This window comes from Brevundimonas sp. C43 (assembly GCF_030732185.1).
GTDB lineage: Bacteria > Pseudomonadota > Alphaproteobacteria > Caulobacterales > Caulobacteraceae > Brevundimonas > Brevundimonas diminuta_C.
In genome coordinates this window covers 3026773-3047896 of the sequence record NZ_CP132231.1, presented here as the reverse complement: position 1 = coordinate 3047896, position 21124 = coordinate 3026773, and the positions used below count along the sequence as shown (strand labels likewise).

At 65.5% G+C, this 21124-nt stretch carries 23 protein-coding genes, 1 tRNA gene and 1 pseudogene; 7 read left to right on the top strand and 18 right to left on the bottom strand.

Annotated features, from left to right (window positions below; translation table 11 throughout):
* Positions 1 to 71 precede the first annotated feature (71 nt).
* The gene (locus tag Q9R14_RS16415) at positions 72 to 221 is read right to left on the bottom strand and encodes a helix-turn-helix domain-containing protein (protein ID WP_371929796.1); all 150 of its coding nucleotides are present in this window, start codon (positions 219 to 221) and stop codon (positions 72 to 74) included.
* A 282-nt stretch (positions 222 to 503) separates the two neighbouring features.
* Here Q9R14_RS16415 and Q9R14_RS15250 point away from each other — a divergent pair, with 282 nt between their 5' ends.
* Positions 504 to 1121: a hypothetical protein gene (locus Q9R14_RS15250; protein ID WP_306002927.1), complete on the top strand. Its 618-nt coding sequence runs from the start codon at positions 504 to 506 to the stop codon at positions 1119 to 1121.
* A gap of 309 nt (positions 1122 to 1430) precedes the next feature.
* Here the strand turns inward: Q9R14_RS15250 and Q9R14_RS16410 are convergent, their stop codons facing one another.
* A complete protein-coding gene (locus Q9R14_RS16410) occupies positions 1431 to 1961 on the bottom strand; it encodes an FRG domain-containing protein (protein ID WP_371929795.1) in 531 nt (176 codons plus the stop codon).
* Between Q9R14_RS16410 and Q9R14_RS15240 the strand changes: the two genes are divergently transcribed.
* Positions 1851 to 2096, top strand: a complete 246-nt coding sequence (locus Q9R14_RS15240; RefSeq protein WP_306002925.1) for a hypothetical protein — start codon at positions 1851 to 1853, stop codon at positions 2094 to 2096. The two genes, Q9R14_RS16410 and Q9R14_RS15240, sit on opposite strands and share 111 nt — an antisense overlap.
* A gap of 1282 nt (positions 2097 to 3378) precedes the next feature.
* Here the strand turns inward: Q9R14_RS15240 and Q9R14_RS15235 are convergent.
* Positions 3379 to 4314 (bottom strand): annotated as a pseudogene (locus Q9R14_RS15235) (IS3 family transposase); the annotation flags it as partial.
* Positions 4299 to 4565: an IS3 family transposase gene (locus tag Q9R14_RS15230; protein ID WP_003170335.1), complete on the bottom strand. Its 267-nt coding sequence runs from the start codon at positions 4563 to 4565 to the stop codon at positions 4299 to 4301. The gene Q9R14_RS15230 and the pseudogene Q9R14_RS15235, both read right to left, overlap by 16 nt.
* Before the next feature lie 107 nt (positions 4566 to 4672).
* On the opposite strand from Q9R14_RS15230, the gene Q9R14_RS15225 reads away from it, so the two are divergent.
* Positions 4673 to 5101, top strand: a complete 429-nt coding sequence (locus Q9R14_RS15225; RefSeq protein WP_306002924.1) for a hypothetical protein — start codon at positions 4673 to 4675, stop codon at positions 5099 to 5101.
* 254 nt (positions 5102 to 5355) lie between these two features.
* On the opposite strand, the gene Q9R14_RS15220 is transcribed toward Q9R14_RS15225, so the two are convergent.
* The 14 genes from Q9R14_RS15220 to Q9R14_RS15155 form a co-directional block, all read right to left on the bottom strand.
* Positions 5356 to 5432, bottom strand: a tRNA-Arg gene (locus Q9R14_RS15220).
* A 208-nt stretch (positions 5433 to 5640) separates the two neighbouring features.
* Entirely contained in the window at positions 5641 to 6120 is a 480-nt protein-coding gene (locus Q9R14_RS15215) for a hypothetical protein (protein ID WP_306002923.1), read from the bottom strand.
* Positions 6117 to 6707: a response regulator gene (locus Q9R14_RS15210; protein WP_045811566.1), complete on the bottom strand. Its 591-nt coding sequence runs from the start codon at positions 6705 to 6707 to the stop codon at positions 6117 to 6119. Before Q9R14_RS15210 ends, Q9R14_RS15215 begins: the two co-directional genes overlap by 4 nt.
* Positions 6708 to 6711: 4 nt before the next feature.
* Positions 6712 to 7056: a hypothetical protein gene (locus tag Q9R14_RS15205; RefSeq protein WP_039246206.1), complete on the bottom strand. Its 345-nt coding sequence runs from the start codon at positions 7054 to 7056 to the stop codon at positions 6712 to 6714.
* 2 nt (positions 7057 to 7058) lie between these two features.
* Positions 7059 to 7601 carry a chemotaxis protein CheD gene (locus Q9R14_RS15200; protein ID WP_306002922.1) on the bottom strand — a complete coding sequence of 181 codons (543 nt, stop codon included), beginning with the start codon at positions 7599 to 7601 and terminating at the stop codon, positions 7059 to 7061.
* Positions 7598 to 7987, bottom strand: a complete 390-nt coding sequence (locus Q9R14_RS15195) for a response regulator (RefSeq protein ID WP_039246211.1) — start codon at positions 7985 to 7987, stop codon at positions 7598 to 7600. The genes Q9R14_RS15200 and Q9R14_RS15195 overlap by 4 nt, the downstream gene beginning before the upstream one ends.
* 15 nt (positions 7988 to 8002) lie before the next feature.
* Entirely contained in the window at positions 8003 to 9040 is a 1038-nt protein-coding gene (locus Q9R14_RS15190; protein WP_306002921.1) for a chemotaxis response regulator protein-glutamate methylesterase, read from the bottom strand.
* The gene (locus tag Q9R14_RS15185) at positions 9037 to 9897 is read right to left on the bottom strand and encodes a protein-glutamate O-methyltransferase (RefSeq protein ID WP_306002920.1); all 861 of its coding nucleotides are present in this window, start codon (positions 9895 to 9897) and stop codon (positions 9037 to 9039) included. The genes Q9R14_RS15190 and Q9R14_RS15185 overlap by 4 nt, the downstream gene beginning before the upstream one ends.
* A complete protein-coding gene (locus tag Q9R14_RS15180) occupies positions 9894 to 10349 on the bottom strand; it encodes a chemotaxis protein CheW (protein WP_039246217.1) in 456 nt (151 codons plus the stop codon). The genes Q9R14_RS15185 and Q9R14_RS15180 overlap by 4 nt, the downstream gene beginning before the upstream one ends.
* Positions 10350 to 10352: 3 nt before the next feature.
* Entirely contained in the window at positions 10353 to 12611 is a 2259-nt protein-coding gene (locus Q9R14_RS15175; protein ID WP_306002919.1) for a chemotaxis protein CheA, read from the bottom strand.
* Positions 12612 to 12653: 42 nt separating this feature from the next.
* On the bottom strand, positions 12654 to 13019 hold the full coding sequence (locus Q9R14_RS15170) for a response regulator (protein WP_039246220.1): 366 nt from the start codon (positions 13017 to 13019) through the stop codon (positions 12654 to 12656).
* Positions 13016 to 13291: an STAS domain-containing protein gene (locus tag Q9R14_RS15165; RefSeq protein ID WP_306002918.1), complete on the bottom strand. Its 276-nt coding sequence runs from the start codon at positions 13289 to 13291 to the stop codon at positions 13016 to 13018. The genes Q9R14_RS15170 and Q9R14_RS15165 overlap by 4 nt, the downstream gene beginning before the upstream one ends.
* Positions 13291 to 15240 (bottom strand): methyl-accepting chemotaxis protein, encoded by a 1950-nt coding sequence (locus Q9R14_RS15160; RefSeq protein ID WP_371929732.1) that lies wholly within the window; start codon positions 15238 to 15240, stop codon positions 13291 to 13293. The genes Q9R14_RS15165 and Q9R14_RS15160 overlap by 1 nt, the downstream gene beginning before the upstream one ends.
* 27 nt (positions 15241 to 15267) lie before the next feature.
* Positions 15268 to 15945, bottom strand: coding sequence for a TorF family putative porin (locus Q9R14_RS15155; RefSeq protein WP_306002917.1), 678 nt, complete (start codon positions 15943 to 15945; stop codon positions 15268 to 15270).
* Between the two features lie 350 nt (positions 15946 to 16295).
* On the opposite strand from Q9R14_RS15155, the gene Q9R14_RS15150 reads away from it, so the two are divergent.
* From Q9R14_RS15150 to Q9R14_RS15135, 4 genes are read left to right on the top strand one after another with little or no spacing between them, the layout of a single operon-like run.
* Positions 16296 to 17690 (top strand): nitrogen regulation protein NR(II), encoded by a 1395-nt coding sequence (locus Q9R14_RS15150; protein WP_306002916.1) that lies wholly within the window; start codon positions 16296 to 16298, stop codon positions 17688 to 17690.
* Positions 17690 to 18301 (top strand): response regulator FixJ, encoded by a 612-nt coding sequence (fixJ, locus tag Q9R14_RS15145; protein ID WP_039246224.1) that lies wholly within the window; start codon positions 17690 to 17692, stop codon positions 18299 to 18301. Before Q9R14_RS15150 ends, fixJ begins: the two co-directional genes overlap by 1 nt.
* Before the next feature lie 34 nt (positions 18302 to 18335).
* The gene (locus Q9R14_RS15140) at positions 18336 to 20825 is read left to right on the top strand and encodes a helicase-related protein (protein WP_306002915.1); all 2490 of its coding nucleotides are present in this window, start codon (positions 18336 to 18338) and stop codon (positions 20823 to 20825) included.
* Positions 20822 to 21097: an RNA-binding S4 domain-containing protein gene (locus tag Q9R14_RS15135; protein WP_039246231.1), complete on the top strand. Its 276-nt coding sequence runs from the start codon at positions 20822 to 20824 to the stop codon at positions 21095 to 21097. Before Q9R14_RS15140 ends, Q9R14_RS15135 begins: the two co-directional genes overlap by 4 nt.
* Positions 21098 to 21124 lie beyond the last annotated feature (27 nt).

Here is a 21124-nt window from a genome sequence, read left to right as displayed (position 1 = left end):
TCTCTCGGACTAAGCCCTGGGCGCGCCAACGCCTGGGGCTTTGCCTTTTCCGGTCGTGGAGGAAGAGGGGTTTAGGTCACGATCAAATCGCCCTCCTTTTGCAGCCTGTAACGTGCCGGCCAGAGTCTGTCCGGCGTCGTCCCTACAGCCTCAGCAAGGGCCATCTCGATCCGGCGCGAGCGGCGGAACCCGAGGTGCGCACCGCACTTATGAAGGAGCAGACCGGCACACGGTTTGCGTTTGCCCGCTTCAAAACACGGACAGGGTCAATCCAGATTTCTCTGCGTGGCTGGAGAGAGTGCTCCCGCCACGTACCTCCCGCGACGAAGATTCGCAGAGACCGCATCGAAGTGGAGGCCCGAAACGGCAATCAAAAGATCGGATATGCGATATTCTATCGCCACGGATTTGAGGTCAGCGAACGCCTAATCGATCCTGAACGTTGGAGCGCGTATCAGATTGACGTCGAGTAAGCCTTCCGACGACTAGGAGCGGCATCAAGCATGTACGGAATGATGAAGTCGTGCGGCTTTGAGGTCCTCCCCTCCTCTACGATGTTGGGTGCCGGCTTTGCGCTCTGGGAAAAACTACAACCCGGCTTCTCGCCGACTTCATCTCCGGAAAAGCTTCCAGCGTGTGAAGATCAATCACTCATCGAGCGCTGCGCTGAGGAGTTCGAACCATGGTTTGGGCTCCAGAGGCGCCTAGCGGCCAGCACGACCTTGAAAGAGATCGCAGCGCTCAGCCGACAAGCTGCTAAGTTCGTCTCGGCCTGCAACGCGGTATCGAACTGGCCGTCGCGAGAGATTGAAGCGGTTCGCCTGCTGCGAGACACAACCTCCATCTCTCACCGTGACAAGTCCCTGCAGTCCATCCTTGGAAGTGCCGGATTTTCCAAGCGCACAATCTGGTCGCACATCATTCAGTCGCGGCTCGGCCGGCCTAGCACGGTGTCCGCGCTCTTGACGGCCCGCTCAGACGCGGTGCGCGAGCTCAACGAACTGGATAATCAAGCGCTGTCGGAGTTTCACGATTTCAAACAGGCGTATCGGCGCTGGGCGTCGCTACAATCTACCTTAAGCGCTCCGGGAATGAGCCACATTATGCGCTTGCACGCATAAACATTGACCGAAAAGAAGCATGCGCTCGAGCTACGGTGGGCTAAGGAGGCCGACGGCGAGGTCGTTCGGCTCATCGTCGACAAAAACTTGGTTCGTTATTTCGATAGCGACACCGTCAGCTGTCTGACAAATCTGGCTCGCTGCGACACTGAGCTGAAAGCGCAGATCAAGGCGCTATTGGACGACCCAAACTGCAATGACAGCGACGCAGGTATAGAGTGGTTCAATGCTCACCGTCCGGTCAAACGCCTTCTCCATTTCATTAGTATGGAGGAGCCAGCGTTCGCGCCTGACATCGTGCCCTCACATCTATCCCAAATTTTCTTGGTCAAACCCAAGCTGAGCAATCGCCGCATATTGGCGCAGGAAGGCTGTTTCTTCGCCTTCGGCTTGGAAGAAGCTTTGCCCCCGAAAGGATTTCCCGGCGTCCAGATCGAGCGGATATCGATACCTGCGAAGGACAAGGGCGGCATCTTGAATCAGTTGAAACGGGTTTCGATCAACGAACGTACGATGTTCCCCGAGATCGAACGCGCCGCAAAATACCTGACAGAGAATCTGAGCGAGACGGCGATCTTGTCCCGGACAGTCTAGGACGCACTGCACTAGCTTCGTGACGCGGACCTTGCTGCCCGGTTTGCTAACCCGGATTTTCTTGGGTTGGCAGGCGAAGTAGAGCGCCACTAGCGGGTTCCAAGATGCGTCCAACAAACGCGTTGGCAGAGCGTAATGCTGCATCCGGACCAACATTTCCAACGCGCTACTATCGGCCTCGAACTGGGCAGGATGCATGGCGACCAGATCACGCAGAAGAAGATGCTCGTTCTCAATCTGCGCCAAGTTTCGGAAAATCGCAGGCTTCAGAAGGTGGGTCTGATTGGCGTGACCGCGATAGACAATCACCGTCGCGCTATTGGGGTTTCGGTGGCGATCTCGCCGATGAAGCTCTGGAGATCCATATTCCGCTCTCAATGATAGAGAAATCGGCCCGAGGCATCTGGCGTTGAGGTCAGGGCCCGAGCAATAAGCATAGCCTTAGCGTTGGACAGTCGGCTCTTCGGGTCAATGTCCTCTTTCCGGACTGGGCATGATGTCCGCTCCTGGCGCTAAGCCGCATCCCGATGGCCCGGTCCGTCCTCTGTTTCGACCGGGCCCTGTTCATCGAACCAGCGCAGTAGCGCATCAACTGTGAGTGTGTATGGTAAAGGTCGCCCGACGTGCGGCAGCAGTGCCTGAGTGAGGATGTTTATGCGCCAACTTTTCATGACCGGATTTGTGGTTACGGCCTTGGGCGCCTGCGCGTCTTCCCCTGCTTCAACGACGGCTGAGACGTTTGTCTTTCCCGCCGGCCTCCAGGTGATGGAGGGTGGATATCCCTACCAAGGCGGACCCTGCAGATTGCTGGGGGAGACGTTCGCAACGTCGGAACTTCTGGATGACAGCGCTGATCTTCTTGGTTGTCCGCGTAACGCAATGGATGATCCGCGCGTAAGAGCGGCTGGCCGCGTCGTGGGGGAATATGAGGGCGTTATCCTCGTTTCGGCGCCCAAGAAGCCCGTCAGCTAAATTTCATCGCGCCGTTCTGCACATCATCTTGGCTCCGTCCATGCGTCGCAACTGTATGGAGCGGCCCCGACTAAAGGTGACGAACGGGGTCCACGCCGGCGACCGTGGAAATGCTGACCAGATGGGAGCACCATCTTCATAAGCAGTGACGCTGTCACGTCCCACCACAAGGTTAGAGCTAGCGCGCCTGCCCTCACTTGTGCAGGTCGCCGGCCGTAGTGATGAGACGTCCGGAATCGGTAAGGCTGTGAGAACGCTCCGCCGTTCTTCATTCGCCCCTCGTACGCAAGCACCTTGGTCTGTTTGAAAAGCGCACATGGCTCGTCGCTTGAACCACGCGGTCTGAGTTTCGAACCAGGGGCTCTGGGGAAAGTCCGCTTTCGCCGCACGCCAAAGATCGGCGATCTCTCGCTCTTGGCCGGAAAGCGCGGCGTCGGCGCAGATGTAATGATCGGTGGCGTAAACCGGATTGATGCAATCGGCTGTCGTCTGCTCGATAGGAGGAGGCGTCGCTTGTGTCAGGATTAGAAGGGCAACCGTCGTTAGCCACATGCTTGGTGCTCTCCATCGACGACATTGCCGCTGAACCGCTGCGCCAATAGTCTCAACTCAAAGTCGAAACTTGCCGCGTAGGGTCGAGTATGAATCTCTTGCAGTCCAGTGTTGGAGCTATTGACGTGCCCCTGAGTTTTCATCCAGCGGCGACCAGAGTCCTTGGGTTAGTTACGCCTCGCAGCGTGGGGTGAGCAACAGGCCGGGCCGCGCAGCTTTCATCCTGCGCAGCGGGTCGGCCTGTTGCGGTCAGACTGGCGGCAAAAGCCTCCGGGGTGAGGTAGCCGATCGACGAGTGCGGCCGGCGGGTGTTGTAGTCCAGCGCCCAGGCGGCGACCTTCTGGCGGGCGTGATCCAGGCTGAAGAACAGGCTCTCGTTGAGCAGTTCGTCGCGCATCCGGCCGTTGAAGGATTCCACAAACCCGTTCTGGGTCGGCTTGCCCGGCGCGATGTAGTGCCAGTCGACGCCATGATCCTGCGCCCAGGCCAGGATGGCGGTGGACGTGAACTCCGTGCCGTTGTCGCTGACGATCATGGCGGGACGGCCCCGCCGAGCGATCAGCGCTGTCAGCTCTCGCGCGACGCGGCGTCCCGAGATCGAGGTGTCGGGGATCGCCGCCAGGCACTCGCGGGTGACGTCGTCGACCACGTTGAGAATGCGGAAGCGGCGGCCCGTGGCGAACTGGTCGTGCACAAAGTCCAGCGACCAGCGGGCGTTCGGCCTGGCCTCGACCAGGATCGGCGCGCGCGTGCCCATGGCGCGACGACGTGAGCGGCGCTTGCGCACCGTCAGGCCTTCCTCGCGATAGAGCCGGTAGATCCGGTTCTTGCCCGAGGGTTCTCCCTCACGCCGCAGCAGCACGAACAGCCGCCGATAGCCGAACCGTCGCCGCTCGACAGCCAGGGCGCGCAGCCGCTCCCGCAGCGCCGTGTCCGGCTGTCGGCAGGAGCGATAGCGCACCGACTTACGGTCCGCCTTGATGATGGAGCAGGCCCGTCGCTCGCTGACGCCGAACGCCGCCTTCAGATGGGCGACGGCCTGGCGCAGCGCCGCGGGCCCTACCACTTTTTTGACAGCAGATCGTTCAACGCGGCTTTGTCGAGCATGGCGTCGGCCAGCAGGCGCTTCAGCTTTCCGTTCTCGTCTTCCAGGGCCCGGAGGCGCTGGGCGTCCGACACGCTCATCCCGCCGAACTTGGCCTTCCAGGCGTAGATCGTGCCCTCCGACACGCCGTGCTTGCGCGCCAGCTCGCCCGCTTTGGCGCCGGCCTCGTTCTCCCGCAGGATCCCGATGATCTGCTCTTCCGTGAATCTCGCTCGTTTCATTCCGTCCGTCCTTTCAAGGGCCGGACTCTAGCTCCGCGTGGAGGAAATTCTCAGGGGCACGTCATCGTCTTCCCTCCAATGTCTTCCAACTCTGTTGGATATCCCGAATGCAGAAGACAGTCATTGCTGCTGCGGCCTTGTTGACTATGACGGGATGCGGCGCCCCCTCGACGCCGTTAGGGCCTGCCGATGGTTCTGCTAAAGAGGAGTCAGCCCAGCTCTCCCCAGAACAAGACGCTCGCGTGGCTGGGACGACATTCAATGCCGTCGCAGAAATCCAGTGCTCGGGGCTCAATGGACGAGGGCAGACAGTCTGCCGAGCAGGCGTCTTGCGCCGGCTAGACGGCTCCGCCGATGTTATCATTTCTGGTGGAGATAATCAGCGCACTCTCAAGTTCGATGCTGACGGGCGCGCGACGTCTTCTGATGCATCACTGGCTCCACCCTCAAGTCGCAGGGACCAAAACGGCTGGATTACCATCGACGTCGGCGCGGAACGCTACAGCTTCCCCATCGAGTTCCTAAAAGGGGATTAGAGGAAGCGGCCAAAATATCGGGAATACGATTTCGCGCTGAGCTGGATCAGCGTGTGTGTTTGCGATCAAGTGGGTCGCCTAATGACGGGTCTCCGGCCCGGAATGAATGTCTGTTCCTGACGCCTGAGAGTCATATCGTCATCGAAAAGGGGCCGCTTCGATCGGGAGGTCGTTTCCGTGGCGCATACAAACAAACTGTGTATCGGCCAACTTTAGGTGGTTTCGTACCCACTCTTAAGTGGGCGCGACAGCGATGGCGACCCCGGCAGGACTCCAACCTGCGACCTCGGCTTTAGGAAAGCCTTGCTCTATGCAGCTGAGCTACGGGGCCACACCCGACGCCGTAGCGGGTCGGGGCGGCGGGGGGAAGTCGGGGCGGCGAAAAAGTCGAGCGGCGGCCGGGCGACTGCGGCGTCGGGCGTTTGTGGTTAAGGGGTCTTAACCTACAAGATATCGCGGTGAACAAAGGACGAAAGGGGCGATGTAAGCGATTCGGTCCTGATTCGTTTCGCCCTTGTTCCGCGAGAATGGAGCGGCCGTTAACCGACGGGCGGAACGTGGGCCGTCAGGGCGCGCAGACCCTCCAGAAGGCGGTCGGAATCGGCGCTGGTCTGGCCCTGGGCGGCCAGGGTCAGGCGTAGCGCGCGCACGTGAACCTCGACCGAAGGCCAGGACCAGCTGCCGGCGCTCTTCATCCGGTCGGCGATCTCGCACAGGCTGAAGGCGGCCTCGAAGAAGGTCGGGACGTCCAGATAGCCGGCCATATCGACCATGGCGGAGGCGAAGGCGTAGACCTGGGCCGGGGCGTCCGGGGGGCGGGTCGCGCACAGGGCCTCGATGGCGTCGACGTTGGCCGTCAGCAGGGTGAAGACATGGTCGCGCTGTTCATCCAGCGCCTGGTTGGCGCGGGACTCGGCCTCGACGATCAGACGGCCGCCGGGCCGCGCCATCTGACGCTGGAGCGAGGTGTGGACGCGGCGGACGGTGGAGGGTTTGGGCGCGGCGACAGGCTCGGTCACAGGCTGACCTTCATCGGCTTCATCAGCATGTCGATCTCGTCCTGATCCATGTTTTCCTCGACCGCCTCGCCCAGATCACCGGTCAGGTCGCTTTCGCGACGACCATCGGTGCCGGGAGGCGGCCCATAGTTGTGCACCCGGCGGTCGGGGCCGATGTAGTGTTCGGACTCGACGAAATCCCGGTCCTCGCCGCCCAGCCAGATGATCCGCTTCAGCAGCAGAGACGGCGACAGGGGCTTGGCGACGATGAAGCTGGCGCCGCAGTCGCGGCCCTGGTGGACCTTGGCCTGGGAGGCGTGACCCAGGATCATGATGACGGGCACATAGCGGGTCGGCGTGGGGGCGTCGCGCCGCAGCCAGCGCACGAAGTCATAGCCGTCCATGTCCGGCATGATGCAGTCGATCAGGATCAGATCGACCGAGCGGCGCGCCAGCAGTTCGACGGCCGCCTGGGCCGAGGCGCATTTGATCTGCTCCTTGCAGCCGAACCCCTGGACGATGGAACCCAGCATATCCAGCGACGTGGGCTGGTCATCGATCAGAAGGACCGTCGTGTGCGCCAGATTGACCCGATCGCTCTTGGCCATGGCGTCAGAACAGCATCAGGTCGCCGGCGTCGGCGGTCGATTGCGGGCGATGTTCGCCGGCGGCGGGGCGAAGGCGGCCGGCCATGTCGGCCAGCGACAGGCGGCTGACGGCCTCCGACGGGCTGGCGCCGCCGCCCAGCATGCGCAGGACGCCGGACAGAGCCTCGAGACGCTGGGTCAGGGCGTCCAGGGCCTGGGCCTGGGTCAGGGCGTTGGGGCGTTCCTCGGGCGGGGCGCGACGGACCAGATCGCTGACCAGGGCCTCGATCCCGTCGATGCCTTCGCGCACCAGCATCAGCTCGTCGGCGACGGCGGCCAGCAGATCGGCGTGTTCGGGAGGGGCGCTCATGCTCAGAACAGTTCCAGGGCGCCGGTGTCGACCGGGGCCATGACGGGCACGGGCTTGGGCGCGACGACATCGGTGACGGCGCGTTGCATGGCGCGGCCGGTGACGGGCCAGTAGTGCAGGCGCCGTCCACCGTCGCCGCGCAGACTGCCGCCGACGACGGGGATGCCTTCGTCGCGCAGGAATTTCTCGGCGAAGTCGGCGTTGCTGCGGCCCACGTCGCGCAGGCTGTCGAACATACGGCCGCCACCGAACAGCTTGGCCTCCAGCCGGTCGCGACGAGCGCCGGCCTTGAGCATGTCGTTGATCAGAAGCTCCATCGCATAGGCGCCGTAGCGACGTCCCGCGTCGGTGCCTGCGCCCGAGCCTTCGGGCAGCAGGAAGTGGTTCATGCCGCCGACGCCCGCCAGCGGATCGCGCACGCACATGGCGACGCAGGACCCCAGGATGGTGCTGAGCACGACATTCGGATCGGACGTGATGAAGTGCTCGCCCTGACCGACGTGAACGCGCTTTTCGACCGTGTCCTTCAGGGCGGCGTAGCTCATGTCAGGGGACCGAAGACGGCTTCCAGCTTGCCCTTCAGCTGGGCGACGGTGAAAGGCTTGACCAGGTAGTTGTTGACGCCGAACTGCACCGCGCGCTGGACCAGCTCGCGGTCGGCGCGGCCCGTCAGCATGATGAAAGCGGTCTTGGAGGTCGGCGGGTGGGCGCGCACGGCGCGCAGCAGACCCAGGCCGTCCAGGTTCGGCATATTGTAGTCGGAGATGATCAGGTGCGCGGGCTTGGACACGATCTCGCGCAAGGCGATCTCTCCGTCGGCGGCTTCGCGGATTTCGCGCACGCCGAGTTGTTGCAGGCTGGTGCGGACCAGCGAGCGCATCGTCATCTGATCGTCGACGACCAGGCAGTGAAGTGAGGCGGCGGCGGGCATAGGTTACGCTCCCGATTAGGCGACAGACCGCGCAGCCGGATCGGCGCACAGTTCAAGAATGGCGGGGGACAGGCGGTGCAGCGGCAACTGCCGCTCCACGGCGCCGATTTCGTGCGCGGCCTTGGGCATGCCGTAGACGACGCAGGTCGCCTCGTCCTGGCCCAGGGTGCGGCCGCCGGCCTGGCGCATGGCCAGCAGACCCTTGGCGCCGTCGCGGCCCATGCCGGTCAGGATGACGCCGGTCATCGGACGCTTCAGCCGGGCGACGGAGTCGAACATCACATCGACCGACGGACGGTGGCCGTTGACGGGATCGCTGGCGATCAGGCGGCAACGGGGCGTCAGGCCGCCCGAGACCTCAAGATGGGTTGCGCCGCCGGGGGCCAAGTAGATGTGGCCTGGCTTCAGCGGCGCGCCGTCCACCGCCTCGGTCACGGTCGGGGCGCAGACGCGGTCCAGACGGGCGGCGAAGCTGGCGGTGAAGGTCGCCGGCATATGCTGGGTGATGACGGTCGCCGGGCAATCCAGCGGGAAGCCGCTGAGCACCGTCAGCAGCGCCTCCACCCCGCCGGTGGACGAACCGATGGCGAGGATCTGATTGGGGTCGGCGTGATAGGCGCGCGGCGCCTCGGCGGCGGCGGGCGTGTCGCCGCGCGCGCGAACGCGCGAACGGGCGGCCGTCTTCACCTTGCCGATCAGGTCGTGGAAGGCGTCGACGCTGGCGACCACCGGCTTGGCGACCGCATCCACGGCGCCGATTTCCAGCGCGGCCAGGGTGACGTCCGTGCCCGCCGCCGTCAGGGTCGAGACCATGACCACCGGCATCGGCCGCAGCCGCATGATCTTTTCCAGGAACTCCAGCCCGTTCATGTTGGGCATTTCGACGTCCAGGGTAATGACGTCGGGGTTCAGGGCCTTGATCGCGGCGCGGGCCTCGATGGGATCGGCGGCGGTGCCGACGACCTCGATCTCAGGATCCGACTTCAGGGCGGCCGAGATCAGCCCGCGCATGGTCAGGCTGTCGTCGACGACGAGGACGCGGACGGGGCTCATGCGCCACCCAGGCGATAGGTGGTCAGGCCGGCGGTCTGAAGCTGGCTGGTCGCCGGGCCGGAGACGCGTTCGGAGTGACCGATGTAGAGGGTCGCGCCGGGGTTCATCAGCGGGGTGAACCGCTTCCAAACCCGCTCCTGGGTCGCGTCGTCGAAGTAGATGACGACGTTGCGGCAGAAGATGACGTCGAACTTGCCCTTCATGGGCCAGTCGCCGATCAGGTTCAGCTCCTTAAAGCTGACCAGGCGCTTCAGCTGTTGGCCGGCGACCCACTGGCCGCGATCGGCGCGGTCGAAATATTTGCGCCACAGGGTGACGGGCGCGGGCTCCAGCGCCTCTTCGGAATAGACGCCGTCATGGCCTTGGGCGACCATGTTGGGATCGATGTCGGTGGCCAGGATACGCACATCCAGCTCGGCCGCCTCGGGCAGGGCCTGAAGCACGGTCAGGGCCATCGAATAGGGCTCCTGCCCGTTCGAGCAGGCCGCCGACCACAGACGGACCCGGCCGCCGGCGCGGGCGCGCGCCGCCAGTTCGGGCATGACCCGGTCGCGCAGGTCGTCGAAATGGTGCGGTTCGCGATAGAAGCGGGTGACGTTGGTGGTCAGGGCCGCCGTCATCTTCTGACGCTCGTCCACGCCGTCCACGCCCTCGACCAGGGCGCAGTAGTCCCGGAAGCTGGTCAGACCCAGGGTGCGCAGGCGCTTGGCCAGGCGCGAATACACGAGCGCGGCCTTGCCCTCGTTCAGGGCGATGCCCGCGTGGGCGTGCAGCATCTGGGCGATGTGGCGGAAATCCTCGGCGGTGAAGACGAACTCGCCCTCGACGATCGATCCCCGGCCGGCGGCGGCGGTCATGCGGCTTCGGCCTCGACTTGCGGCAGGATGTAATCCAGTTCGATCAGGCTGATCATGCGGCCGTCGATCGAGAAGATGCCCTTGACGAAGGTCTTCACCTGATCGCTGGCGACGTCGGGCGTCGGCTGGACCGAGGCCTCGCTCATCTGCAGGATGTCGGACACGGCGTCGACCAGCAGGCCGACCATGCGGCCGCCGATGTGGGCCACCATGATGACGTGGCGCGCCGTCGGTTCCGAGGTCGTCAGGCCGAAGCGCGCGCCCAGGTCGATGATCGGCAGGACCGTGCCGCGCAGGTTGATGACGCCCTTCATGTATCCCGGCGAACGGGGCAGAGGCGTCGCCGGCGTCCAGCCGCGGATTTCGCGCACCGACATGATGTCGACGCAGAATTCCTGACTGCCGATGCGGAAGGCGATCAGTTCACGCTGGAGATCTTTGGCTTCGGTCATGGTTCAGCTCGCGAGCTTGAAGTCGGGACGGACGGATTTGCGGCGCATGTCGGTGACCAGCACATCGACATCCAGGATCAGGGCGACGCGCCCGTCGCCCAGGATGGTGGCGGCGGCGACGCCCTCGACCTGCTGGTAGTTGGTTTCCAGGCTCTTGATGACCACCTGGCGCTGGCCCTGGATGGCGTCGAACAGCAGGGCCGCCTGCTGGCCGCCTTCGGTCTCGACGACCACGGCGACGCCCTCGGTCGGGTTCATCGGCTGTTCGCGGAAGCCCATGATCAGGGCCACGTCGATCAGCGGCAGGAAGCGATCGCGGAAGCGGATCACCGGATCCACCCCGCCGACGAAGTGCAGGTCGACGGCTTGCGGAGTCAGGCTCTCGACGATGGCCGGCAGCGGCGCGATCAGCGTCTGTTCGGCGGCGGCGACGACCATGCCGTCCAGCACCGCCAGCGTCAGCGGCAGGCTGAGGGTGAAGGTCGAGCCCTTGCCCGGAACCGAGCTGATGGAGATGCGGCCGCCCAGGGCCTGGATCGAGCGTTTGACCACGTCCATGCCCACGCCCCGCCCCGAGATGTCGGACACGACGGCGGCGGTGGAGAAGCCCGGCGCGAAGATCAGATTGTCGATCTGCTCGTCGGTCAGGGGCGCGTCGGCGGCGATCAGACCCTTGTCGACGGCGATCTTCTTGACGCGTTCGCGGTTGATGCCGCGTCCGTCGTCGGAGATTTCGATGACGATCCGACCCGAGCGGTGCAGGGCCGCGAGACGCACCGTGCCCTCGGCCGGCTTGCCGGCGGCGACGCGCTCTTCGGGCGTTTCCAGCCCGTGGTCGATGGCGTTGCGCAGCATATGGGTGATGGGCTCGGCCAGGCGTTCGACCACGGTCTTATCGACCTCGGTGTCCTCGCCGGCCGTGACCAGACGGACCTGTTTGGAAACCATGTCGGCGACTTCGCGGACCAGGCGCGGCATACGCTGGAACACCGACTTCACCGGCTGGGCGCGGATGGCCATGACGCTGTCCTGAATCTCGCGGGTCAGCAGTTCCAGATCTTCGAGGCCGAGCGCGATGCCCGACGAGCGGGCCAGGCCGCTTTCCAACACGCGTTGCGACAGCATCGCCTGCTGGATGACCAGTTCGCCGACGACGTTGATCAGGCGATCAACCCGATCAAGATCGACGCGGATCGTCACCGGCGCAGGCGCAACGGGAGCAGAAGCCGGCGCGGGTGTCGCCGCCACGGGTGCGGCGACAGGGACAGCAACCGGCTCGACGACCGGCGCAGCGGCGATCGGGGCCGGCGCCGGCTCGGGCTCCAGGGGAGCGAACGGCACGACCTCGGCCGGCGGTTCGGCGGCGGCGCCGGAGGCCTTGGCCAGGAGGGCGGCGATATCCAGGTCGTCGCTGGCGGGCAGGACGGCGGCCGGTTCGTCTTCGAACGCAGCGAGTTCGTCACCACCGGCGCCCAGTGGCGTGATGGTCAGGTCGCAGTCGCTTTCGACGAAGTCGAAGACCTCGCGCACGGCCGCCTCATCGACGGCGGCGGCCAGATCGACCGTCCAGGTCAGGCAGCCGTCCTCGATCGACAGCGCGTCCAGCGTCGGCGTCTCGCTGTCGTCCACAACGACCGTGACCGGGCCGAGACGACCCAGCTCGCGCAGCAGCAGGCTGGTCTCGTTGGCGTTCACGTACATCCGGCCCATCGGCTTGAACACGATGCGCCAGCCGACCGACGGCGCGTCGGCGCCCAGATCGACGCCCAGGTCCGCGATGGGCAGGGGCGCGGGCTCATCCAGCGCCATGTCGAAGGCCATGGGGGTGAAGCCGAAGTCGTCTTCGTCTTCCTCGACCTCGACCGGCGCCTCGCCGCCATGGGTCAGGACCTGCATTTCGGCGACCAGGGCGGCGGACCGCGCCTCGTCCACCGGCGGGATCAACCCTTGCGCGGCCTGGATGTGGTCGGCCAGCACGTCGGAGGCGCGCAGCAGGGTCTTGATGGTGATCGCGTCGCACGGCTTACGGCCCGCGCGCAATTCGTCCATCAGGGTCTCGAAGACGTGGGCGAACCGGACCAAGGCCTCCAGGCCGAAGGCCCCTGCCCCGCCCTTGACCGAATGGACGGCGCGGAAGACGGCGTTGATCGTCTCCAGGTCGGTCTGACCCTGTTCAAGCAGCATCAGCTTGGCTTCCAGGTCTGCGAGCAGTTCGTCGCATTCCTGGAAGAAGGTGGCTTTGATGGCTTCGAAGGCGTCCATTAGGTCGGGGTCCGGCGGGCTTCAGCGATCAGAGTTAGGCGATCAGGCGGCGACGCGGCGGACGGCGTCCACCAGCTTGGCGGGGTCGAACGGCTTGACGATCCAGCCGGTGGCGCCGGCGGCGCGGGCGCGCGCCTTCTTCTCGACGTCGCTCTCGGTCGTCAGCACCAGCACCGGGGTCGTGCGGTGGTTCGGATCGGCGCGCACGCCCTCGATGACGCCGAAGCCGTCCATGCGCGGCATGTTGATGTCGGTGATGATGACGTCCGCGCCCTTGGACGCCAGGGTCTCCAGACCGTCCACGCCGTCCACCGCCTGGATCACGGTATAGCCCGCGTCTTCCAGCGCCATCAGCAGCATGTCGCGCATGGTGCGTGAATCGTCGATCGTCAGAACGGTCTTGGTCATGCCAACGCCCCCTCGGTGTTGAAGTCCGGCGCGCCATAGGCCGCCCATTGTTCCGTCCAATATTGGGACACAGACCCTAAACTTAGGTTGACGCCGTCTGCCGCCCACGTCTTTCGCGCCGACATCAGGATCTGCAGGCACAGGCCGCCCAGGCGCTGGACCGCAGAGGCGTCCAGGATCACCGGATGACCGCGCAGAGCCAGCAGTTCCGCCTTCAGCGGTTCGGCCGCATTCAGGTCCAGCACGTCGGACAGGATCAGGGTTTCGGTCATCAGAACTCCTCCCAACCGTCTTCGACGGCGGCGGCTTGAGGCTTGGGCGCAGCGCCGCCACGGCCGATGGTCTTCAGCGCGGCCACCATGTGGCTGGAGCGAGCAGCGGGCTTGGCGACGGGCGCAGGCGCGCGACCCGGCGCAGGCGCAGCGGCGCGCGGCGACGAGGCGCCGACGCGGAACTGGGCCACCGAGGCTTGCAGGCTCTCGGCTTCCTGGGCCAGCGAATGGCTGGCGGCGGTCGATTGCTCGACCATGGCGGCGTTCTGCTGGGTGACCTGATCCATCTGGTTCACGGCGGTGTTGACCTGGGCCAGGCCGACGGCCTGTTCCTGCGCCGAGGCGGCGATCTCCGTGACCAGGCTGTCGATCTCGGCGACCCGGTCCACGATCCGTTGCAGGGCCTCGCCGGTCTCGCCGACCAGTTTGACGCCCGAGCCGACCTGGCCGGTCGAGGCCGAGATCAGGGTCTTGATCTCCTTGGCGGCCTCGGCCGAACGCTGGGCCAGAGCCCGTACTTCCGAGGCGACGACCGCGAAGCCGCGACCGGCCTCGCCGGCGCGTGCGGCCTCGACGCCCGCGTTCAGGGCCAGCAGGTTGGTCTGGAAGGCGATCTCGTCGATCACGCCGATGATCTGATTGATCTGGTTGGACGAGCCTTCGATGGCGGTCATGGCCTGGACAGCGTCGCGGACGATGATGCCGCTCTTTTCGGCGTCACCGCGCGCGGCCTGAACCACGTCGGAGGCCTGGCGGGCGCCCGAGGCGGTCTTGTTCACCGTGGCGGTGATTTCATCCAGGGCCGCAGCCGTTTCTTCCAGCGACGCGGCCTGCTGTTCGGTGCGGCGCGAAAGATCGTCGGCGGCCTGCGAGATTTCGCCGGCGCCCGAACGGATGCCCGAGACATTGTTGACCACGACCGAGACGGCCTGCTGCAGCTGGGAGATGGCGGCGTTGAAGTCGGACTTCAGTTGCTCGGTCTTGGCGTTGAAGTCGATTTCGATCCGATAGGTCAGGTCTCCATTGGCCATGGCCGACAGACCCTGGCCCAGGGCGCCGATGGCCTGGGCGTCCTCGGCGGCCTCGCGCGCCTTTTCGGCCTCGCGTTCGGCGCGTTCCTGCTCGGACATCGAGCGCTGCGACAGGGCGTCCCGCTCGACGCGGACCTTTTCGATCGCGGCGTCGCGGAAGGCCACGATGGCCTGGCCCATCCTGCCGAACTCATCCTTGCGCTCGGCGCTGGCGACCCTGATGTCGGTGTCGCCGGCCATCAGCTTTTGCATATAGCCGATCATCGTGAAGATCGGGCGCACGATGGAGCGCGTCGCGACGAAACCGGCGATGACGGCGATCACCAAGGCTGCGATCAAACCGACGATCGTGGCGATCAGCGCGGTGCGGCTGGCGGCGGCCTGAGCTTCGGTCGAGGCCTTGCGCGCCACATCGTTGGCCGTCTTGATCTGGTCGATCGTGTCTTCGACCGGCGCGACGTAGTTGTCGGCCGTTCCGTTGCGGCCGACCATTTGAACGGCCTGGGCCGCGCGGCCATCGCGCACCATCGCCGAGCCGGTTTCGACGACGTTCTTGTACCAGGTCGCATTGCCTTCCACGGCCTTGTCGACCAGGGCGGCGCGATCGGCGGGCAGTTCGCCGCGCAGCTCGTCCATCGCCGCCAGGAATTTGGCGCGGTGCGCATCGACGCGCTCGATATAGTAGGGATCCTGAGACAGGAGGTAGCCGCGGAAAGCGTTCTCCTGGCGGGCCATGTAGAACTCGGCCGTCGCCGTGGTGCGATTGGCCTGGTTTTCCACCGTGCGGACTTCGCCGGCCTTCTCCAGCTGAAGCAGGCTGGCGATGACGACGGCGCCCATGACGGCGATCGCCGCCAGAACGAGACCAAAGGCCGCGAACAGCTTGCGGCCGACGGGCATATTTTCAATCAACTTCAACTCAGCATCCCCCGATGGATCGGTAACTCAGAACGAATAGGTGGCGGCGGCGACGAGACGACCCTCGTAGGGTTCGCCTGCGCTGTGGCGGTCGGTGTCGTACCAGCGCAGATCGACGGCCAAGGCGTCAGTCAGCTTCTGTTTGGCGCCGACGTTCCAGGCGTTGTAATCGACACCGCCGTCGGCCATGCGGTTGGCGACTGCGGCCGAAATCTTCGTCTTGGCGGCGACGGCGACCGTGCCTTGCAACTCCAGCCACCAAGCCTCTTTCGTCGCCGCAAAGCCGTCGGGCGAATAGTTGACGCGCAGGCGCGTCGCCACGGGGTCCAGCTTGCGTGAAGCGTCCGCCTGATATTCCCAGTAGTTTTTGTCGACGCCGGCGCGCGACCCTGGCAGGTCGCGGTTCATGACCCCCAGATCGAAGGTGAAACCGCCCGCCTTGGGTCGCCACCCGACCATGCTGACGATTTCCATGTCGTAGCCTTGCGATCCGGCGGCGTCAGAGACGAAGACGCTGGCGTAGCCTTCGCCGAAGCCGGCTTCGGCCTTGGCGAAAGGCGCAACGTCCTGATTGCTCTTGCCCAGCCCTTTGCCGACATACTGGCTGGCGACACCGACATCGAGGCCGAACGATTGGGCCTGGGAGGTAATCGGTGCTGCGAGGCCTACTGCCGCGACAACAAAGAAGGCTGACGAACGAAACATGGTGATCCCTGAAGCTTCTGCATTCTGAAGCCCAAGGATGAGGCGATGATTAATATTAAATCTGAACCGGAGCGTATGTAGGATTGCGTAACCCATGAGGTGTGTCGCGCGGCGTCCAAGCCGCGTCGGTGGCAGGGGGCGAGCCACTCCAAACCGAATTTGAGCGAATACGTATGTTCACGTAGTCGAAATGCGCCTATACAAAAATTGTCAAAAAAGCGGCGACGCCTGTTGGCTAAAGGTCAGGCGAGTTTTCGCATCCGATTTCACACTCCGGTGAAATATATCCAGCGACCCAGGAACAGCACGAAGACATGATCTTCAGGTCCAGGACATGGTGGAGCGGGGTCTTGATCGCGTGCCTGGCTGTCCTTGTGGCGACACTGGTTCGTAGCGCGCTCGAACCGTTTGGAAACTTCTATTATCTGCCGCTGGTCCCGGCGGTGATTGTTACGGCTCTGCTGGCGCAAAGAGGAGCGGTTGCGCTGGCGATCCTGTTGGCCATCGGGGCCAATCTGTGGCTGGTGCATCGCGAAAGCGTGCTGGATGCGGCGACCAACGCCGCGCTTTTCGCGGTCATCGCCTGGGTCATCGCCGAGGTCTGTCGTCGGCTGATCGACGCCCTGGAACAGGCCCGCGCCCTGACGCGCGACCTAGCGCTGCGCGAGATGCTGCTCGACACCATCGTGGCCACGACGCCGATCGTGACGCTGGATCGTGAGGGGCGGACGCGCCGCGTGACCCCGGCCGCCGCCGATCTGCTGCGCGTGGATCGAGAGGCGGCGATGGCGCAGCCTTTCGAATCTCTGCTGCCCGGCTTCGACGACGCGGCCCTGGCGAAGGCTCGCCAAGGGGGCGAGGTGCTGAGCCCCTCCTCCGGCCCTTGGACGAGCGGGAGTATAAATACACCCGGGCCGCCGCTGACGCTTCACGCCAATGTCCTGCCCGACGACATCGCTCCCGAACACATCGTGCTGACGCTGGGCGATCAAAGCCAGGCCGAGACGATCCGCAAGGGCGAGCGCGACCTGAACGACAAGCTCAGCAGCGTCTGGCGTCTGAACTCAATGGGGGAAATGGCTGCGACCCTGGCCCACGAACTGAACCAGCCGCTGACCGCCGCCACCGTTTATTTGCATGCCGGCCAGGCCGAACTGACCCGGCTGGGAACGGTCGCGGAAGGGCCGGCCAAGACCATCGATCTGGCCAAGACCCAGTTGCTGCGCGCGGGTGACATCATTCGGCGCATGCGCGAACAGGTCGCCACAGGTTCGCGGTCCTTCACCGAAGAGCGCGCCTCGCTGATCGTCCTGGACTTGGCGCCGGTCTTCGCCCTGACGGGACAGGACACCGACACGACGATCGCTCTAGATGTCGAAGAGAACGACGACCAGGTTCTGGCCGACCGCATCCAGATTCAGCAGGCGCTGGCCAATCTGGTACGCAACGCCGTGGACGCCGTCATCGGACGCGAGGGCGCGCGGGTGACGGTGACCGGCCGGACGCTGGGCGCGGACGGCTATGAGATCGCGGTGTGCGACAATGGCGACGGCATCCCCGACGACAGAATCGACAGCATCTTTCACCCGATGGCGACGACCAAGGCCGGCGGCATGGGTCTGGGGCTGTCGGTCACGCGTTCAATCGTCGAGAGCCATGGCGCGACCCTGGTCGTCAGCCGGAATTCTCAGGGTGGAGCGACCTTTTCGTTTCGTCTGCCGCGTCCAACGGAGTCCGAAATCTGATGAGCCCGCACTCCGTTTTCATCATCGACGACGACCCTGCCATGCGCGACGCCCTGGTGCTGATGCTGCGCGGGGCGGGCTACCGGGCGCGCAGTTTCGTCAGCGCCGACGACTTTCTGGACAATCTGCCCGAAGACCGCAGCGCCTGCGTCATCACCGATGTGCGGATGCCGGGACTTCAGGGTTCCGAGCTGGTCGGGCGTCTGAAAAGCCTGCGCGGCGACACCTGGCCGGTGATCGTCATCACGGGTCATGGGGAGGTGACGCTGGCGGTTCAGTTGATGAAGGCGGGCGTCGTAGATTTCGTCGAAAAGCCGTTCGATCCGCAGCGAATGCTGGACGCGGTTTCCAGCTGCCTGGCCTCCCTGACCAGTCTGGAGGCCGAGCGGATCGCGCGCGAGGACGCCAAGGCCCGACTGGACACCCTGACCCCGCGTGAGCGGCAGGTCTTCGACGCCCTGATCGACGGCTGTTCCAACAAGGAGATCGCGCAGAGGCTGGAGATCAGCCCGCGCACGGTGGAAATCTTTCGCGCCAAGGTGATGACGAAAATGCAGGCCGCGAACCTGTCCACCCTGGTCCGGATCGGAATGCGCGCCGGCGACGCTTGAGCCGGACGAGATTCGTCGCCACCTTAGTCTCGACATGAGCGACCGGTCCGCAGGCCTCGCCCCGTCCCGCGTGACTGCGGTTCTGGGGCCCACCAACACCGGCAAGACCCATCTGGCGGTCGAGCGGATGCTGGGTCACGCCTCGGGCATGATCGGGCTGCCGCTGCGTCTGCTGGCGCGCGAGATCTATGAGCGGATCGTCAAACAGCGCGGCGCGGCGGCCGTCGCCCTGATCACCGGCGAGGAAAAGATCGTCCCTCCGCGCCCGCACTATTTCGTCTGCACCGTCGAGGCCATGCCGCTGGAGCGATCGGTCGAGTTTCTGGCCATCGACGAAATCCAGTTGGTCGCCGACCCCGAACGCGGCCACGTCTTCACCCAGCGGCTGCTGCACGCGCGCGGCCGGTTCGAGACGATGTTCCTGGGCGCCGGAACCATGGAGCCGCTGATCCGCCGCCTGGTCCCGGACGTTGAGATCGTGACGCGCGACCGGTTGTCCACCCTGTCCTATGCGGGCTCCAAGAAGCTGACCCGCCTGCCCCGCCGCAGCGCCATCGTCGCCTTCTCGACCGACCGCGTCTACGCCATCGCTGAACTGATCCGGCGTCAGCGCGGCGGCGCGGCGGTGGTGATGGGCAGCCTGTCCCCTCGCACCCGCAACGCCCAGGTGGCGCTGTATCAGTCGGGCGAGGTTGATTTCCTCGTCGCCACCGACGCCATCGGCATGGGGCTGAACATGGACGTGGACCATGTCGCCTTCGCGGGCCTGAGAAAGTTCGACGGGCGGCGCACCCGCTGGCTTTACGCCCATGAGATCGGCCAGATCGCCGGGCGGGCGGGCCGACATCTGCGTGACGGCACCTTCGGCGTCACGGCCGAGGCCGAGGATCTGGATCCCGATCTGGTCGAACAGGTGGTCGAGCATCGGTTCGATCCGATCGAGGCGGCGGAGTGGCGGAACGCCCGGCTGGATTTCGACACCCTGCCCGATCTGCTGCGTTCGCTGACGGTGACGCCGCAGCGTTCGGGGCTGAGCCTGACGGCGGAGGCGCTGGACGAGACCCTGCTGCGTCGCCTGATCAAGGACGAGGAAATCGCGCGCGTGGGGCGCTCGCGCGGGGCGGTCATGCGTTTGTGGGAGGCGTGCCAGTTGCCCGACTTCCAGAAGACGACGCTGGATGAACACGCCCGGCTGGCCAAGGACGTCTTCCACGCCCTGACCGGCAAGCGAGGCCGGCTGACCGACGACTGGATGGCGCCGCGATTCGCCTTCGTGGATCGCGACGACGGTCAGATCGACCAGCTGTCGGCGCGGCTGTCGGCGGTGCGCACCCTGTCCTACATCGCCAACCGGCCGGACTGGGTCCATGACGCGCAAGGCTGGCGCGACAAGACCCGCGCGCTGGAAGACCGGCTGTCCGATGTGCTGCACGAGCGGCTGACCGCCCGGTTCGTGGATCGCCGCACCACCGCCCTGATGCGGGCGCTGAACGTGCGCGAAGACACGTTTGCCGGCGTCGCCGATGACGGCGAGGTCACGGTCGAGGGTCAGGTCGTCGGCCAGCTGGAGGGCGTTCGGTTCCAGATGGAGAAGGGTTTGTCGGCCCTGGAAGACCGCACCCTGCGTCAGGCCGCCGTGCGTGCGGTGACGCCCGAGATCAATCGGCGGCTGGGGCGTCTGGCGGCCGAGACCGACGACGGCTTTTCGGTCACGCCGGACGGGGCGGTGCTGTGGCGCGGCGTGCTGACGGCGCAGATCAATGCGACGCCGCAAGGGGTCGATCCCTTTACGCCCTCCGTGCGCCTGCTGGGCGATCTGGGGCCGACGCCCGCCCGCGAGCGCGCCCAGCGCCGGATCGAGGCGTGGCTGGCGGCGGAAGCGGGCCGTGCGCTGCGTGATCTGCGACGGCTGCGTCAGGCGGTGGAGTCGGGGACCTTGAAGGGCCTGCCGCGCGGTATCGCCTTCCGTCTGATCGAGGCCGGCGGCGTGATCGACCGGCGCGAGGTCGAGCGCGATCTGGCCGCGCTCAGCCAGGTCGAGCGCCGCACCCTGCGCAGTTTCGCCATCCGCATCGGGGTGCATTCGGTGTGGCTGCCCGGCCTTCAGAAGCCGCGCGCGCGCCATTTCGCCCAAGCCTTCGTCGCCGCGCCGCTGATCCCGGCGACGCCCGATCTGATCCCCGCGCCCGTGGAGCCGCCCTCGGCGCGTCTGCTGTCCGCGCACGGATTGCGATTGGCGGGACGGTGGCTGGCGCCGGTCGAGACGCTGGAGAAGATGGCCGAGTTGCGGGCCGCCAATCACGGTCGGCTGTCCGACGAGGCCCTGACGGATCTGGGCTGGCGTTCTGATCAGGCGAAACAGATCATCGCCGCCCTGAAGGTCGAACGCGCCCGCCTGCCCGACAAGCCGGGCGCAGCGCCGAAGATCGTGAAGGACTCGCCCTTCGCCGCCCTCGCCGCCCTGACGGAGGCGCCCCCGGCGCGGCCCAAGCGTCGTCGTCCGCGTCGAAAGGCGAAGGCTTGAACGAGAACGCCTGTCGCATCGACATCTGGCTGTGGCGCGCGCGGTTCGTGAAGACGCGCGGCCTGGCGGCCGGTCTGGTGGAGCGGGGGGCGGTGCGGCTGACGCATCAGGGGCGCGAGACGCGGCTCGACAAGCCCAGCCGGTGCGTTCACGTCGGCGACCTGCTGACCTTCGCCCAGAACGGACGCGTCACCAGCCTGAAGGTCGAGGGGCTGGGCGAAAGGCGCGGACCCGCCGAAGAGGCCCGCGCCCTGTATTCGCTTACGGTCTAAAAGGCCTCAAGCAGCGCGAAGCGCGGT